Genomic DNA, 15143 nt, shown 5'->3' with positions numbered 1-15143 from the left:
CCCTTGCGGGAGAGGGTGGCGAGACCGAGCGCATGCGAGGTCGAGCCGGGTGAGGGGTACATACGGCATTTGCTGGAAGATTCACCCCTCACCCGCCTCGCGATCTGACAATCGCTCGGCCCCCTCTCCCACAAGGGGAGAGGGATGGAGCGCCACCCTCTCCCACAAGAGCCTGCGCCCGGGCGCGCGAGCGTGGCCCGGGAGGGAGAGGGAAGAAAGAGCCGGGTACCGAGGCGCGCGCCCGAAGGCCGCGATGGCGACGGGCCATCCGGTTCCCTCCGGCCCTGCCTGGACGGCCCGGCGTGCCTATATTTCAATGCAGCCACGCATCGGGGGAGGGAGCGATGAGCGAGGCCGAACATTTCGACGCGCTGGAGACGCGGTCGCCCGAGGCGCGCGAGGCCGACCTCGCCGCCCGGCTGCCGGCGGTGATCGCCAAGGCGATGACGGCGCCGGGCTGGGCGCGGCATCTCGACGGCATCGACCCGCACGCGGTGACCAGCCGCGCCGCGCTCGCCAAGCTGCCGGTGCTCTATAAATCGTCACTGCCTGAGCGGCAGGCAGCGGAGCCGCCGTTCGGCGGGCTGGTCGCCGAGCGGCTGGCGGCATTCGGCCGGCTGTTCGCCTCGCCGGGGCCGATCTTCGAGCCCGAACCGGCCCATGCCGACCCGTGGAACGTGGCGCGCAGCCTCTATGCCGCCGGCTTCCGCCCCGGCGACGTGGTGCTGAACACCTTCTCCTACCATCTCACGCCCGGCGGGCTGATGCTCGATCAGGCGGCGCGCGCGCTGGGCTGCCCGGTGATTCCGGCCGGCCCCGGCAACACCGAGCAGCAGCTTCAGGTGATGGCGGCGTTCCGCCCGGTGGCCTATTGCGGCACGCCGGACTTCCTCAAGATCCTGCTCGATGCCGCCGCCGCAAAGGGCGTCGCGCCGTCGCTGACCAAGGCGGTGGTATCCGGCGCGGCGTTTCCGCCGTCGCTGCAGGCCGAGGTGGCCGGGCGCGGCATCGCCGCCTACCAGCTCTATGCCTCCGCCGATCTCGGCTGCATCGCCTATGAGACGCCGGCCCGCGCCGGCATGGTGGTCAATGAGGACGTGGTGCTGGAGATCGTGCGCCCCGGCACCGGCGAGCCGGTCGCCGACGGCGAGGTCGGCGAGGTGCTGGTGACCTCGCTCGACATCCACCGGCCGCTGATTCGCTTCTCGCTCGGCGATCTGTCGGCGATCCTGCCCGGCACCTCGCCGTGCGGGCGCACCAACCGCCGCATCAAGGGCTGGATGGGCCGCGCCGAGCAGTCGACCAAGGTCAAGGGCATGTTCGTCACCCCGGCCCAGATCGCCGAGGTAGCGCGGCGCCACCGCGACATCGGCCGGCTGCAGCTGGTGGTCGCCCGGGCCGGCGAGCAGGACGTGATGACGCTGAAGGCGGAGGCCGCGGCCGGCGATGCGGCACTGGCCGAGGCGCTGGGGGCGACGCTGGCGGCGGTGACCAAGCTCAAGGGCGCGGTGGAACTGGTTGCACCCGGAACCCTGGCCAATGACGGCAAGGTGATCCTCGATACCCGTCCCGTCGCCTCATGAGCCCACGGGCGTGTCCTGCCGGCCCCGAATCGGTCCAGACTTTGGGTCGGGCGCAATTGCTGTCACAATTTCGTTGGCGGGTCGCCCGCTTGCTCGACGTCGCGCTGCGGCAGTCCTATGTCGTGGCGCGAAAGGACACGGACGCATGAATATGCAACCCAGCCGGTTCGACATGGCCACCTCCGCCCACCTGCCGGTCGACCACCCGCCCGTCAAATTCGGCAGGATTGGAGTCCTATTGCTGAATGTCGGCACGCCCGAAGGCACCGGCTACTGGGCCATGCGCCGCTATTTGAAGGAATTCCTCACCGACCGCCGGGTGATCGAGGTCAACCCCATCTACTGGTGGGTGGTGCTCAACACCATGATCCTGCCGCGCCGGCCGGCGGTGAAAGGCAAGGCCTACGCCTCGATCTGGAACAACGACCGCGACGAGAGCCCGCTCAAGACCATCAGCCGCTCGCAGGCCGAGAAGCTCGGCGCCGAGCTGGGGGGCGTCGACGGCCGCATCGTGGTCGATTGGGCGATGCGCTACGGCCACCCCTCGATCGACGAGCGGCTGAAATCGCTGAAGGAGGCCGGCTGCGACCGCATCCTGCTGGCGCCGCTCTATCCGCAGTATTCGGCCGCCACCACCGCGTCGGCCTGCGACAAGGCGTTCCAGACGCTGATGAAGATGCGCTGGCAGCCCTCCATCCGCGTGCTGCCGCCCTATTACGACGACCCGGTCTACATCGACGCCGTGGTCGAGGGCATGAAGGCGTCGCTCGCCAAGCTCACCTTCGAGCCCGAGATCATCCTGATCTCGTTCCACGGCGTGCCGAAAAGCTACCTGATGAAGGGCGACCCCTATCACTGCCACTGCGCCAAGACCAAGCGGCTGATCCGCGAGGCGCTGGGCTTCGACACCGAGCGGGTGATGTTCAGCTTCCAGTCGCGGTTCGGCAATGAGGAATGGCTGCAGCCCTATACCGACGAGACGGTGAAGGCGCTGGCCGAGCGCGGCGTGAAGAAGCTCGCCATCGTGGCGCCGAGCTTCGCCATCGACTGTTTGGAGACGCTGGAGGAGCTCGACGTCGAGAACCGCGAGATCTTCCTGCACCATGGCGGCGAGGCGTTCGCCTATCTGCCGAGCCTCAATGACGGCGCGGGCGGCATCCGGGTGATTCGCCACCTCGTCGAGCGCGAGCTCAAGGGCTGGATCTGAGGCTGGGCCTCGCATCGTCATCCCGGGCGAGCGTCATCCCGGACCTCGCGAAGCGAGGAGCCGGGATCGTCCTCCGAAAAGGGACGCGACCTTCCTGCGAACGGTCCCGGGTCGCGCAGCCAAGGCTGCTTGCCCGGGACGACGATCTTTTCCCCCCGGGACGACAGCCTTTCCCCCACCCGGGACGACACCCTCGCCCCCGCGTCCTGCCGCCTACATGTCGTCCAACCGGTTGGCGCTGGGCTTGAGGTCGAGCGGGCGCTTTGCGCTCTGCAGCGCCAAGCCGGCCGCGCCGGTGGCGTCCGGCCGGCGCGCCGCCACCAGCATGGAGGGATCGAGCCGGCGCTTGTCGTCGAGGTCGTAGACGTCCTCGCGGAAATGGGCGAGGCCGTCGGTGGTGCCCCAGCCGGTGAGATAGATCCACACCACCGGAAGGGCGTTGGTGAGCCGGATGTCGGTGCGCCGCCCGGTGGCGATCGCCGCGTCGATCTGCTTGCGGTCCCAGCCCGGCGTGTCGGTGAGCAGCCAGACCGCAAGGTCGCGCACATCGCCGACCCGCACGCAGCCGTGCGAGTGGAAGCGGTAGTCGGAGCGGAACAGGTCGCGCCGCGGCGTGTCGTGCATGTAGACCGAATAGCTGTTCGGCATGTCGATGCGCAGGAAGCCCAGCGAGTTCGACGCGCCGGAATCCTGGCGGACGCTGAAATTGACCGGCCCGTTCGGGTTCACCGAGCGCGGATCGATCTCGCGGCCGTCGCCGTCGATCAGCCGCATGTTGGCGCGCGCGAGATAGCCGGGGTCGCGCGCCAGCTTGGGCAGGATCTCCTTCTTGACGATGGAGAGCGGCGCCGTCCAGGTCGGGTTGAGATTGACCGCGGTGATGCGGGCCACCAGCTCCGGCGAGGCGTTCTCTGGCCGCCCGACCACCGCCGGAAAGCGTCGCGCCACCCGGCCGCCGTCCACCGCCTCCACCGCCGCCGCGGCGAGGTTCACCGCCACGTAGCGCTGGGCGAACACGAAATCGCGCTCGGCCAGCCGCGCCAGCGAGGCTTCGAGCTGGCGCACCCGCTCGGCCGCCGGCACGTTGAGCGCCTTCAGCGTCATCGGCCCGACCGCACCGGTGGTGGTGAGGCCGTGGCGAAGCTGGAAGCGGCGCAAGGCCTCCTCCACCTCCATGTCGAACGCGCCGCCCATCGCCGCCCGGGGGGCGAGGTCGCCGGAGATGGCCAGCCGCTGGCGCAGCACCGCCACCGCCGGCCCGGTGGCGCCGAGCGCCAGCGTGGTGCCGGGGGCGGGCGGCGGCACGCTCGGCCAGCCGCCGCGGGCGGCGATGTCGCGGTAGAGCATCAGCGTGCGTTCGGTCGCGCGCAGGCTGTCGGGCGAGAAGGTGGGGACCGGCGACTGCGAGACGGTGGCCTGCTCGGGACCGTTGGCGCGCGGCGGCGCCGGGGGCTGCGGCTGCGGCGCCACCGGCTGAGCCACGCCCGTCCGCTTCGGCGCGGCGGCGCGGGAATCGATGGTATCGGTCTGAAAACTGTCGGCGGCCAGCGGCGTCAGGGCGTCCCACTGGGCGCGCGCCGGCAGCGCCCAAACGACCAGCGCCAAGGTGATCGGCGCTCCAGCGATCAGCGCCGCAAGCGGCAGGGAGCGGGCAAGACGGCCGAACGGAAGACGGCGGATCGGAAGACGGCGGATCGGGACCATGGCCTGGGTCTCGGCGGAATGTGGGTCGGGCCGGGAACGCCCCGAACCCGAAGGTCGCCAGCAGAGCCGATTCGGTCCGAAGGCGCGCGTCTTTTCGTGACGAAACCAGCCGCGCGCTCGCCGTCCGTTCCGTCACATGCAGGTGCGCTCCAGGTCTTCCAGCATCTCCAGCGTCTCCTGGTCGTCGATCTCTTCCAGGATCTCGCGGAGCGTCGGCAGATAATTGTGCAGCACGCGCAGGTCGTCGAGTCCCCGGCCGTGGGCGAGCTCGCGCTGCTGGCGGAAATAGCCCCAGAACGGGTTGTCGCTCGTGGCGACGTAGTCCTCGATCCGCGCCATCACCAGACGGGTCCTGCCGTCGCAATCGATGTTCTTGAACGTTACGTAACGGTCGGTACGCTGATCCATCTCAAGTCCCTTGGAGCATCCGCCGCGAACGGGAATGCGACAACCAAAGCCTGGAGCGCCCGGCCGATCCGATCGGATCGGCGGACGCGCCAGGGCGTTTGTCGGGACGAAAGCAAGCACCGTGCCGTTATCCGCGGCGCACTGTCGTCCCGGGTCTCGCGGGGAATCCGGGACGACAGGCTTTGTCGGAAAGCCTACGCGGCCCGCGCGCCGCGGCCGGCCAGCACCCGGATCAGCGCCAGCGCGTCGGCCGGCGGTGCCTGCTCGATGCGGCGGTAGACCCGGCCGTCCGGCGTGCGCGTCATCATCCCGGCGTCGATCATCTCGCGCCGGATGAGGGCGTAGTCGCCGAATGTGTGCTGGTCGAGCAGCGCCACATTGACCTCGCGTTCGGTCAGGGCGCGGCGGGCCGGAATCCGCGACCACAGCACCCACAGGCAGGTCTGCTGCTGGTTGAACTTCTTCGGCCAGCGCGCAAGCCGGCCGTCGAGGTCGAACAGCCAGGACAGCCGCTCGATCCGCCGCCAATCGATCTTGGGCGGTGGGGCGGGCGGCTCGGCCAGCCGCAGCTCGACGCGCTCCTGCGCCTCGAACTGGGCGCGGAAGTGCTGGAAGTTCTTCCAGCCGGCGCCGCGCGCCAGCATGTTGAGCAGCTCGACATGGCCGGGCGGCGCCTCGCGGCTGTCGAGCTGGCTCTTCAGCGCGCGGGCGAGCGCGGAGATATCCTCCGCATGGAACGGAAAGATCGGTCTGGACATCGCTGATCCCCTTCGTGCCATTCCGGGATCGGAGCGTCGTGGTCGCCGGCTTGCGACACGGGCACGGGGTGCGCGGTGTCGATCACATGACAGATGGCAGGTTCAGCTTCCCTTTCGGGACGGCGACGCCTCGGTGAACTGCCGACCGGGAGCCGATATAGGCGCCCGCCGCGCCGGCCGCAAGGGAATCGGCTCCCAGCTCGCTGACAGCCGTCTGACGGCCAGGATCAGATCCCCGTCAGCCGCTTTGTGCGAGGCTTCCGTTCGGGATCACCGGAGGCCCCAGCGGCGTTGATCAACGCGCAATACGGTTTCCGGCTGATCAAGCCGGAGAACCGTATTCCGATCGCCGAAAAACCCGTTATCGAGACTCTCTTGAGGACCTGGGGTTTTCGGCGAGACTGTTTCCGGTATCCCGAAGGGATCAACCGGAAACCGAATGAGGGGATCCAACCCGAAACCCCAGGAGGATGTCATGACACGCAGCCTTTCGAAGATCGCAGTCCGTGCGATGGCGCCCGTTGCTCTGTTCGGTGCGGCGCTGCTGATCGCCGTCCCGGCCGGCGCGCAGGGCGGCATGGGCGGCGGAATGGGTGGCGGAATGGGGGGGGGCATGGGCGGCGGCACCGGTGCCGGGCCGGTCGGCCAGATGTGCTCGGCCGACCTCGCCAAATACTGCGCCAAGGTTCCGCACGGCGGCGGCGAGGCGCGCGCCTGCCTGGAGAGCAACCGCGACAAGCTGACGGCGGATTGCCGCAATGCGCTCGACAACACTGGCGGTGGCCGCGGCATGGGCCGCAACCGGCAGAATTGATCGGGTGCGGCCAGCTCGCCCGTCCGGACCCGAGCCCGGACGGGCGAGTCGAACTCTCGCCGGGAACGACGAGGGGTCGCCCCCGGACACGGCGAAGGGCCGCCGCCGCTACCCCGCGACCAGGATATGCAGCCGGCGGGGCCCGTGGGCGCCGAACACCAGCCGCTGCTCGATGTCGGCGGAGCGCGACGGGCCGGTGATCCAGTTGATGGCGCGCGGCATCACCGCCGGCCCGAAATGGGCGCGCAGCGCGTCCCACACCGTCTCGTAGTCGCCCACCACGTCGTCGGCCGCCAGCACCACGATGTGGGTGTCGGGCAGGAAGTTGAGCGTGGTCGGGTTGTTCGGCCCCGACAGCAGCACCAGCGTGCCGGATTCGGCGACCGCGCCGAAGGCGAACGACACCGCGGCGAGGTCGCCGCCGTCGGAGGGGCCGAGCCCGATCTCCAGCGCCGGCTCGGCGTGCCAGGGCAGGGCGGCAAGCCTGGAATCGGCGCCCATCCGCACCTGCAGCGGCAGATTGTGGGCGCGCAGCACGGCGCAGACGGCGGCCGGCACCGCGTTCAGACTCGCCAGCGGCTCGACCGTGGCGCCGGCCGCGATCGCCTGATCGCGGAACAGCGCGAGGCGGCCGGCCCGATCGATCTGGCCGCGCGCCGGGATCGGCCCGCGCGGATGGCTGGCAAGCCGCGACGCCACCACGTCGCGCCGCAATTCCTCGAAGGCGGCGGCATCGAGCGCGTGGCGCAGCGTGCCCAGCACGCGGTCGCGGCTGGTGGCGCGCGGCGGCCGGTTGACCGGCTTGAGGGTGGGGGCGGACTCGCTGTCGCTCATCGGGCGGCCCTCCGGCGTGCCTTGACGTGCTGTTTCCAGGCGGCCTGGAAGGTGGTGCCGGCCGGCGCCGGCAGGTCGCGCTGCGAGGTCCAGCCGCCGGCGAACGGCAGCCAGCGCAGCCGGCCGCGGCCGAAGGCGAGAAGGCGCAGCGCTGCCACGCCGAGCCGGCTCGCCGGCCGGTAGAGCCAGCCGCGCCGTGCGAAATAGGCCCAGGCGTCGAGGGCGTAGCGCTCGGCCAGCGGCATCTGGCTCTTCTCGAACTGCCGCTCGCGCCAGTGCCGCATCATCTTCGGCAGCGGAATGCGCATCGGGCAGACGTCCTCGCAGCGGCCGCAGAAGGTGGAGGCGTTGGGCAGGTGGCCGGCCTGATGGATGCCGATCAGCGTCGGCGTCAGCACCGCGCCCATCGGCCCGCCATAGACCCAGCCATAGGCGTGGCCGCCGACCCGCTGATAGACCGGGCAGTGGTTGAAGCAGGCGCCGCAGCGGATGCAGCGCAGCATCGGCTGGAACGGCGTGCCGAGCATGCGCGAGCGGCCATTGTCGAGCAGCACGACGTGATATTCGCCCGGCCCGTCGGGATCGGCGGCGCGGCGCGGCCCGGTCGAGAACGTGGTGTAGACCGCCTGTTCCTGGCCGGTGGCCGAGCGCGCCAGCACCCGCAGCAGCGTGGTGGCGTCCTCCAGCGTCGGCACCACCTTCTCGATCGAGGCCAGCACGATGTGGGCCTTCGGCAGCGTCTGGGTGAGGTCGCCATTGCCCTCATTGGTGACGATCACCGAGGTGCCGGTCTCGGCGATCAGGAAATTGGCGCCGGTGATGCCGACATCGGCGGCGAGGAAGCGCCCGCGCAGCACGCCGCGCGCCTCCGCCAGCATGGTCGCCGCCTCGTCGAGATTGCGGTCCTTGGGCAGATGGGTGTGGGCGCGGCGGAAGTCGCCCTCCACCTGCTCGCGCGTCAGATGCACCGCCGGGGCGATGATGTGCGAGGGCATCTCGCCGCGAAGCTGGATGATGTATTCGCCCAGATCGGTCTCGACCGGGGTGACGCCGTTCTGCTCCAGGTGCTCGTTGAGCGCGATCTCCTCCGAGATCATGCTCTTGCCCTTGGTGACGGTGCGAGCGCCGAGCCGCTTGCAGATGTCGAGCACGATGGTGCGCGCATCCTCCGCGGTTGCCGCCCAGTGCACGTGGCCGCCGGCCTGGACCACCTTGTCCTCGAAGGCGGTGAGGTAGAGGTCGAGATGGGCCAGCGTGTGGTCCTTGATGTCGCGCGCGGCATCGCGCAGCGCCTCGAACTCGGGCAGGCGTTCGGCGGCGGCGCGGCGGCGGCCGATGAAATTGACCTCGAGATTGCGCATCGAGGTCTGCAGCGGCGCGTCGGCCAGCGCCTGCCGGGCATTGGCCTTGAAGGCCGGGGAGGTGATGCGGACAGCCACGGCGCTAGCTCCGGTCCGGCTCGCCGATCGCCGGCTCGTGGCCCATGCCCGCCAGCATCTCGGCGACGTGGCGGGCCTGGACCGGCCGGCCCTCGCGCTGCATCCGGCCGGCGATGTGCATCAGGCAGCCGAGATCGCCGGCCACCACCATCGGCGCGCCGGTGGCGCCGATATTGGCGGTCTTGCGGTCGGCGATGGCCGCGGAAATCTCGGGATACTTGACGCTGAAGGCGCCGCCGAAGCCGCAGCAGGCCTCGGTGTCGGCCATCTCGGCCAGCGTCAGGCCGACCACGTGGCCGAGCAGCTTGCGCGGCTGGTCCTTGATGCCGAGCTCGCGCAGGCCGGCGCAGCCGTCATGATAGGTGACGGTGCCTTCATAGATGGCGTTGATGCGCTCGACCTTCAGCACGTCGACCAGGAACGACGTCAGCTCGAACGTGCGGGCGCTGAAGCGGCCGGCCCGCGCCTGCTCCTCGGGGTCGTCGAACAGCTCGACATAATGGGTCTTCATCATGCCGGCGCACGAGCCGGACGGCACCACCACATAATCGTAGGGCTCGAACGCCTCGATCACCTGCCGCGCCAGATCGCGGGCGGTGGCGCGGTCGCCGGCATTGAAGGCGGGCTGGCCGCAGCAGGTCTGGCTCGGCACCTCGACCGTGCAGCCGGCGTCTTCCAGGAGCTTGGCGGCGGCGAAGCCGATCTTCGGCCGCATCAGATCGACAAGGCAGGTGACGAACAGTCCGACGCGCGGACGCGCCGGGGTCTGCGAATTCATGCGGGTCTCTCCCGGGGGCAGTGGCGCCGTGCGGCACGCTCCTGCCGCCCGCGGCGTGGCGGACTGTGACGGAACGCCCCGAGCCATGCAAGGGCGCAAACCGCGCGCTCACCGAAGGTCAAGTGCGCATCACGCCGAACGCCCGCGCGCACCGGCCGGCTCGCGCGGCTCAGTCTGCGCTGGTCAGTTCGCGCGGGTCAGTTCGCGTTCGCCTTGGACTTCTTCTTTTTCTTCGCCGGGGCCGGCTCCAGCGTCACGCTGACCGGATTGGGGGCGAGCTGCGGCTGCATCATGCTGGCGCTGTCGCTGCCGGCCGACGCGACCCAGCCGACCTCGACCGACTGGTCGAGGAAGCCGGCCTTGCTGACGGTGACGACATATTGCTCGGCGCCGGGCGGAACCTTGATCGTGCAGGGCGTCGCCGCACAGCTCTCGCCGGTCGACACCTGGACCTGCGCGCCGGCCGGCTCCGAGGTGACCTGAAGTTCCGTCGCCGACGATCCGAAGATGTCGAAATCCGATCCCGTCCCGGCGCACCCGCCCAAAGCGAGCGCCGCCGCGGCGACCACCACCGCACCGATCCGCATGCCGTTCCCCCCGCTGCACGCTGTCACACGGTTTCCGGTCGATCCCTTCGGGATGCCGGAAACGGTCTCGCCGAAATCCGCGCGTTCGACAGCGGGGCTTTCGGCGATCGGACGACGGTTGTCCCTCCCTCTAGGCCGGAAACCGTATCATGGCATGGGATGCCGGAATTTCGGGCGAGTCAATCAGAGGTTCTGTTGAGGAATTGTCATGATCAACAGCTTCTGTGCGCCGCGGCACGAAAGTGTTGCCGATTGCCGGGACCGCAGGGCATTCTCCGGTATCGGCGACGCACCGGACGGGACGCGGAGAGGGTTGCAATGCGCCGCCCGCTGCGGTTGCGGCGGCGGCGCGAACGACGGCCGCACCGGGGCAGGCCGCAACAGGGGAGGCGATGGGTGACGGGAGCAGTTGCGATCGGCGAGGAACGGACGCTCGCGGCCCATCCGTTGCGCACCGCCGTCCTGAGCGAGGTTCACGCGCGGCCCTTCACTTTGATGGAGACGCCGCGGCGGGTGCTGCATTTCACCTTCCTCACCGACGTCGAGCACGCCCAGGCCGACCGCGTGGCGCTCTCGCGCTACCTTTCCGCGCGCGGCCTCGATGCGCCCAAGCCCGACGTCAAATATTTCCGCGCCTCGCTCGGCGCGACGCTGCTGCGCTGGGAGCAGCACGCCGAATTCACCACCTACACCTGGGACCTGCCCTCGGAGGGGCTGGCCGGCGTGCCGGTGCCGTTCCATCCGCCGGCGGCGGACGTGTCGGACCCGATGCGGCTGGTGCCGCAGCCGGGGCCGCTTCTGGTGGCGGCCGACCTGCACCTGATCGCCGATGCCGGCGCCGGCATCGCGCCCGAGCGGCTGTTCGACCGCACCAGCCTCGCGCGCTCGGTGGTCTATGGCGGGGCGGCCGAGATCGCCACCGACTTCCTGCTCGATCCGGCCGGCTACATCCGCATCCTGGTGCTCGATCGGGCGCTGGGGCCGGCGCGTGCCGGCTCGCTGGTGCAGCGGCTGCTGGAAATCGAGACCTACCGCACGCTGGCGCTGCTCGGCCTGCCGGAGGCGCAGCGGGTGACGCCGCAGGTGCGCCGCATCGAGCGCGCACTGGCCGACCTCACCGAATCGATGCGCATGACCGAGGGTCTTGCCGCCAACCACCAGCAGCTCGACCGCCTCATCACCTTGTCGTCGGAGATCGAGGCGGCGGCCGCCGCCACCTCCTACCGGTTCAGCGCGTCGCGCGCCTATAACGACATCCTGCTGCAGCGCCTGCAGGCGATCGACGAGCACCCGGTGGCCGATTTCCCGACCTGGGCGACGTTCCTGTCCCGCCGCATGGCGCCGGCCGTGCGCACCTGCCAGGCGATCGCCGACCGGGAGGCCGACCTGTCGGTCAAGCTCGCCCGCGCCGCCGGCCTGTTGCGCACCCGCGTCGACATCGACGTGCAGCGCCAGAACCTCGAAGTGCTCGAATCGATGAACCGCCGCTCGCGCCTGCAGCTCCGCCTGCAGCAGACGGTCGAGGGGCTGTCGATCGCCGCCGTCAGCTATTACGTCGTCGGGCTGATCAGCTATCTCGCCAAGGGCGCCTATGATTTCGGCATGTCGGTCACGCCCGAGCTGGTCACCGCCGGCGCGGTGCCGATCGTCGTGCTGGTGCTGTGGCGCCTCGTCTCGCGCATCCGCAAGAAGCACTCGGAACACGAGGGGTGATGGGCTTTCCCCTCACACCGCCGGGCGGAAGGCCGCGCACACGGCCGGGTCGGTGTCGATGCGGGAGGCGCCGATCAGATCGAGGCAATAGGGCACGGCCGGGAACACCGCCATCAGGCACAGCCGGATCGAGGCCGGGCGGCCGGGCAGGTTGATGATCAGGCTGGTGCCGCGGGTGCCGGCGATCTGGCGCGACAGGATGGCGGTCGGCACCTGCTCCAGGCTTTTCCGCCGCATCAGCTCGCCGAAGCCCGGCAGCTCCTTGACGATCACCGCCGCGGTGGCCTCGGGCGTCACGTCGCGCGGCGCCGGGCCGGTGCCGCCGGTGGTCAGGATCAGGTCGCAGCGCTCGCGGTCGGCAAGGTCGATCAGCGTGTCGCGCACGCCCTCGAATCCGTCGGGGATGATTCGCACCACCCGTTGCCATGACGACACGATGGTCTCGTCGAGGAAGCCGGCGATCGCCGGCCCGCCCTCGTCCTCATAGAGGCCCTTGGCGGCGCGGTCGGAGACGGTGACGATGCCGATGCGGGCGATCATGGCGGGCCTCCTTGATGGCGGACGATGGGGCCTCTAGACCATTTTTCGCGAAACGTGGGAACGGCATTCGCCAAGAGCGCATGAAAACCATCCTTCTCATCGGCATCGGCGCCGGCAATCCCGACCACCTCACCGTCCAGGCCATCGAGGCGCTGAACGCCGCCGACGTGTTCTTCGTCGTCGACAAGGGGGCGCGCACCGCCGACCTGATCCGGCTGCGCGAGGACATCTGCGCCCGCTTCATCCGCCAGCCGCGCTACCGCGTGGCGGCGATCGCCGACCCCAAGCGCGACCGTGCGCCCGCCGACTATCTCGCCGCCGTCGACACCTGGCACCAGGAGCGCGCGGAGGCCTACGCAGCGGCGATCGAGCGCGAGCTTGAGGACGGCCAGACCGGCGCCTTCCTGGTCTGGGGCGAGCCCGCGCTCTATGACAGCACCATCCGCATCCTCGACAGGGTGCTGGCGCAGGGGCGCACGGCGTTCGAATACCGGGTGATCCCCGGCATCAGCGCGGTGCAGGCGCTGACGGCCGCCCACCGCATCCCGCTCAACACCATCGGCGGCGCGGTGCACGTCACCACCGGCCGGCGCATCGCCGAGGCGGTCGCCACCGGCGCCGACACCATCGTGGTGATGCTCGACGATGGCTCGTCGCTGGAGGGTTTCCCCCGCCAGGACTTCGATATCTTCTGGGGCGCCTATCTCGGCACGCCCGACGAGGTGCTGGTCTCAGGTCCCGCGAGCGAGGTGACCGGCGACATCCTGCGCCTGCGCGCCGAGCGCCGCGCCGCCAAGGGCTGGATCATGGACAGCTATCTGCTGCGCCGGCGCGCGGGCCCCTTCAGCGGGTGAGCCGCTCGAACGGGGCGACGATGCGCACCTTGAGCCCTTCGGGCTCCCAGTCCTGGGTGATGGTGGCGCCGAGCTGCACCGCCACCGCCCGCTCGGACAGGATGGTGCCGAAGCCCTTGCGGGCCGGCGGTGGCCCCACCGGCGGGCCGCCCCGTTCCCTCCATGTGATGCAGTAGGTGTCGCCCGCCGCCTCGCAGGTCATCGTCACCTGCCCGTCGGGCGCCGACAGCGCGCCGTATTTGATGGCGTTGGTGGCGAGCTCGTGCACCAGCAGCGCCAGCGCGGTGGCGGCGTGGATGCCGGTCGGATGGTCGGAGCCCGAGACCTCGATCCGCGCCCGGCCATCCTCCTGATAGGCGGCGAGCAGCGTCTCCAGCAGCCCGAGCACGCTGGTCTCGTTGGGGTTCTCGCGGTGCGGCCCGCCATAGGGCTGCACATAGTCGTGGGCGCGCGCCAGCGCCTCGATGCGCGAGCGCACCGCGTCGGCGAACGGCCGGGCCAGCGGGTCGGCCCGCGCCGACAGCGTCACCAGGCTGTTGACCACCGCGAAAATGTTCTTGATGCGGTGCGACAGCTCACGGGCGATCAGCTCGCGCTGTTCCTCGGCGACTTTGAGATCGTGAATGTCGGTGCAGGTGCCGAACCAGCGCTCGATCTCGCCCGCGTCGTTGCGCATCGGCAGCGCGCGGCCGAGCGTCCAGCGGTACTGGCCGTCATGGCGGCGCAGCCGGCACTCGATGTCGAACGGCTCGCCGCTGGCCAGCGCATGGCTCCAGCCCTCCCAGACGCGCGCCGCGTCGTCGGGGTGGAGCAGGGCCCGCATCTCGTCGATGTCGGTGCTGCCGTGCGGTGTGCCTGTATATTCGTACCAGCGATCATTGTAATAGTCGCTGCGGCCGTCCGGCAGGGCTGACCACACCATCTGCGGCATGGTGTTGAGGATTTCGCGCCAGCGCCGCTCGTTCTGGGCCAGCAGCTCCTCGGTCCGCTTGCGGTTGGTGATGTTGCGCACCGTGCCGACGAGGCGCCTGGGGCCGCCCGCCTCGGCTGCGCTCTCGCTCTTCTCGGTCTGGCCGGTGGCGGCCACCCACAGCATGTCGCCGTCCGGGCGCAGGATGCGGAACTCGTGCTGGAACAGGCCTTCGTCCGCCGGCTCGAAGGCGGCGCGCAGCAACTGATCGGCCTTCGCCCGGTCGCCCGGGTGCACCAGGGCCAGCCAGTCGGCGTAGGCGACCGGGCCGGCGTCCGGCAGCCCGAGCAGGGTGCGGCAGGAGTCCGAGCAGATGACCTTGCCGTCCGGCCGGTCGAGCCACCACAGGCCGAGCCCGGTGGCCTCGACGGCGAGCGTCAGCATCTCCTCGGCCTCGGTGCGGCGCAGCACCTCGGCGCGCAGGTCGATCTCGCCCTCGACCAGCGCCGCGAAATCCTCCAGCAAAACGAGCGCGTCCTGCGACCACACGCGCGGGCTGACATCGATGGCGCACAGCGCGCCCAGCACGTGGCCCTTCGGCGTGCGCACCGGCACGCCGAGATAGGCGACGATGCCAAGCTCGAGCATGGCCGGGTTCTGCGCCACCACCGGGTGGACATGGGCGTCATCGACCCGGAACGGCGCGTCGTTGGCGACGACATGGCGGCAGAAGGCGTGGCTGAGCGGCGTCTCGCGCCGGCTGGCCAAGGGCTCCCCGAGCCCGAACGCGCTCTTGAAGAACTGCCGGCGGTCATCGACCAGCGAGAACAGCGAGATCGGCACGCCGAGCGTGCGCGCCACCATCCGGGTCAGCCGGTCGAACCGCTCCTCGGTCTCCGAGTCGAGGAGGCCGGTCTCGGCCAGCGCCTCCAGCCGGCTGCGGGCTTCCATGGCACGCACCGTACACGCCGCGGTCTCGCGAGAGCCCACGCTGTCCTGAGTGTCCGAGGTCCC

Annotated in this window: 14 protein-coding genes; 5 read left to right on the top strand and 9 right to left on the bottom strand. The window is 70.3% G+C overall.

The window, feature by feature from the left end; translation table 11 throughout:
• Nucleotides 1-344 precede the first annotated feature (344 nt).
• Both BLTE_RS11815 and hemH read left to right on the top strand, forming a co-directional pair.
• The gene (locus BLTE_RS11815) at nt 345-1583 is read left to right on the top strand and encodes a phenylacetate--CoA ligase family protein (RefSeq protein WP_126400847.1); all 1239 of its coding nucleotides are present in this window, start codon (nt 345-347) and stop codon (nt 1581-1583) included.
• A 145-nt stretch (nt 1584-1728) separates the two neighbouring features.
• On the top strand, nt 1729-2790 hold the full coding sequence (gene hemH, locus BLTE_RS11810; protein WP_126400845.1) for a ferrochelatase: 1062 nt from the start codon (nt 1729-1731) through the stop codon (nt 2788-2790).
• A 213-nt stretch (nt 2791-3003) separates the two neighbouring features.
• Here hemH and BLTE_RS11805 read toward each other — a convergent pair whose 3' ends face one another.
• From BLTE_RS11805 to BLTE_RS11795, 3 genes are all read right to left on the bottom strand, one after another.
• On the bottom strand, nt 3004-4494 hold the full coding sequence (locus BLTE_RS11805; RefSeq protein WP_126400843.1) for a L,D-transpeptidase family protein: 1491 nt from the start codon (nt 4492-4494) through the stop codon (nt 3004-3006).
• 132 nt (nt 4495-4626) lie between these two features.
• On the bottom strand, nt 4627-4902 hold the full coding sequence (gene cowN / locus BLTE_RS11800) for a N(2)-fixation sustaining protein CowN (RefSeq protein ID WP_126400841.1): 276 nt from the start codon (nt 4900-4902) through the stop codon (nt 4627-4629).
• A 194-nt stretch (nt 4903-5096) separates the two neighbouring features.
• The gene (locus BLTE_RS11795) at nt 5097-5660 is read right to left on the bottom strand and encodes a DUF2087 domain-containing protein (protein WP_126400837.1); all 564 of its coding nucleotides are present in this window, start codon (nt 5658-5660) and stop codon (nt 5097-5099) included.
• Nucleotides 5661-6135: 475 nt separating this feature from the next.
• On the opposite strand from BLTE_RS11795, the gene BLTE_RS11790 reads away from it, so the two are divergent.
• Nucleotides 6136-6474, top strand: coding sequence for a cysteine rich repeat-containing protein (locus BLTE_RS11790; RefSeq protein WP_244599972.1), 339 nt, complete (start codon nt 6136-6138; stop codon nt 6472-6474).
• Between the two features lie 108 nt (nt 6475-6582).
• Here the strand turns inward: BLTE_RS11790 and BLTE_RS11785 are convergent, their stop codons facing one another.
• The 4 genes from BLTE_RS11785 to BLTE_RS11770 form a co-directional block, all read right to left on the bottom strand.
• Nucleotides 6583-7308: a LutC/YkgG family protein gene (locus BLTE_RS11785; RefSeq protein WP_126400835.1), complete on the bottom strand. Its 726-nt coding sequence runs from the start codon at nt 7306-7308 to the stop codon at nt 6583-6585.
• Entirely contained in the window at nt 7305-8747 is a 1443-nt protein-coding gene (locus tag BLTE_RS11780) for a LutB/LldF family L-lactate oxidation iron-sulfur protein (protein ID WP_126400833.1), read from the bottom strand. The genes BLTE_RS11785 and BLTE_RS11780 overlap by 4 nt, the downstream gene beginning before the upstream one ends.
• A 4-nt stretch (nt 8748-8751) precedes the next feature.
• Complete coding sequence (locus BLTE_RS11775) at nt 8752-9525, bottom strand: (Fe-S)-binding protein (RefSeq protein ID WP_126400831.1); 774 nt, start codon at nt 9523-9525, stop codon at nt 8752-8754.
• 197 nt (nt 9526-9722) lie between these two features.
• Nucleotides 9723-10112, bottom strand: coding sequence for a PEGA domain-containing protein (locus BLTE_RS11770; RefSeq protein ID WP_126400829.1), 390 nt, complete (start codon nt 10110-10112; stop codon nt 9723-9725).
• Between the two features lie 396 nt (nt 10113-10508).
• On the opposite strand from BLTE_RS11770, the gene BLTE_RS11760 reads away from it, so the two are divergent.
• Nucleotides 10509-11825: a DUF3422 family protein gene (locus BLTE_RS11760; RefSeq protein ID WP_126400827.1), complete on the top strand. Its 1317-nt coding sequence runs from the start codon at nt 10509-10511 to the stop codon at nt 11823-11825.
• 12 nt (nt 11826-11837) lie between these two features.
• Here BLTE_RS11760 and mog read toward each other — a convergent pair whose 3' ends face one another.
• The gene (gene mog / locus BLTE_RS11755; RefSeq protein ID WP_174769546.1) at nt 11838-12365 is read right to left on the bottom strand and encodes a molybdopterin adenylyltransferase; all 528 of its coding nucleotides are present in this window, start codon (nt 12363-12365) and stop codon (nt 11838-11840) included.
• An 80-nt stretch (nt 12366-12445) separates the two neighbouring features.
• On the opposite strand from mog, the gene cobF reads away from it, so the two are divergent.
• Nucleotides 12446-13219 (top strand): precorrin-6A synthase (deacetylating), encoded by a 774-nt coding sequence (gene cobF / locus BLTE_RS11750; RefSeq protein ID WP_126400825.1) that lies wholly within the window; start codon nt 12446-12448, stop codon nt 13217-13219.
• Here cobF and BLTE_RS11745 read toward each other — a convergent pair.
• Nucleotides 13209-15080, bottom strand: coding sequence for a PAS domain-containing protein (locus BLTE_RS11745; RefSeq protein WP_126400823.1), 1872 nt, complete (start codon nt 15078-15080; stop codon nt 13209-13211). The genes cobF and BLTE_RS11745 overlap by 11 nt on opposite strands.
• Between the last annotated feature and the right edge of the window lie 63 nt (nt 15081-15143).

The sequence above is a fragment of the Blastochloris tepida genome (assembly GCF_003966715.1).
Classification (GTDB): domain Bacteria; phylum Pseudomonadota; class Alphaproteobacteria; order Rhizobiales; family Xanthobacteraceae; genus Blastochloris; species Blastochloris tepida.
This window is presented reverse-complemented; position numbering and strand designations above follow the sequence as displayed.

Bases quoted from the DNA above. Each gene is read 5' to 3' on its own strand.
- cowN (WP_126400841.1), bottom strand. From the start codon at position 4,902: ATGGATCAGCGTACCGACCGTTACGTAACGTTCAAGAACATCGATTGC.
- BLTE_RS11785 (WP_126400835.1), bottom strand. From the start codon at position 7,308: ATGAGCGACAGCGAGTCCGCCCCCACCCTCAAGCCGGTCAACCGGCCG.
- mog (WP_174769546.1), bottom strand. From the start codon at position 12,365: ATGATCGCCCGCATCGGCATCGTCACCGTCTCCGACCGCGCCGCCAAG.
- hemH (WP_126400845.1), top strand. From the start codon at position 1,729: ATGAATATGCAACCCAGCCGGTTCGACATGGCCACCTCCGCCCACCTG.
- BLTE_RS11770 (WP_126400829.1), bottom strand. From the start codon at position 10,112: ATGCGGATCGGTGCGGTGGTGGTCGCCGCGGCGGCGCTCGCTTTGGGC.
- BLTE_RS11805 (WP_126400843.1), bottom strand. From the start codon at position 4,494: ATGGTCCCGATCCGCCGTCTTCCGATCCGCCGTCTTCCGTTCGGCCGT.
- BLTE_RS11790 (WP_244599972.1), top strand. From the start codon at position 6,136: ATGACACGCAGCCTTTCGAAGATCGCAGTCCGTGCGATGGCGCCCGTT.
- BLTE_RS11795 (WP_126400837.1), bottom strand. From the start codon at position 5,660: ATGTCCAGACCGATCTTTCCGTTCCATGCGGAGGATATCTCCGCGCTC.
- BLTE_RS11775 (WP_126400831.1), bottom strand. From the start codon at position 9,525: ATGAATTCGCAGACCCCGGCGCGTCCGCGCGTCGGACTGTTCGTCACC.
- BLTE_RS11745 (WP_126400823.1), bottom strand. From the start codon at position 15,080: ATGGAAGCCCGCAGCCGGCTGGAGGCGCTGGCCGAGACCGGCCTCCTC.
- cobF (WP_126400825.1), top strand. From the start codon at position 12,446: ATGAAAACCATCCTTCTCATCGGCATCGGCGCCGGCAATCCCGACCAC.
- BLTE_RS11815 (WP_126400847.1), top strand. From the start codon at position 345: ATGAGCGAGGCCGAACATTTCGACGCGCTGGAGACGCGGTCGCCCGAG.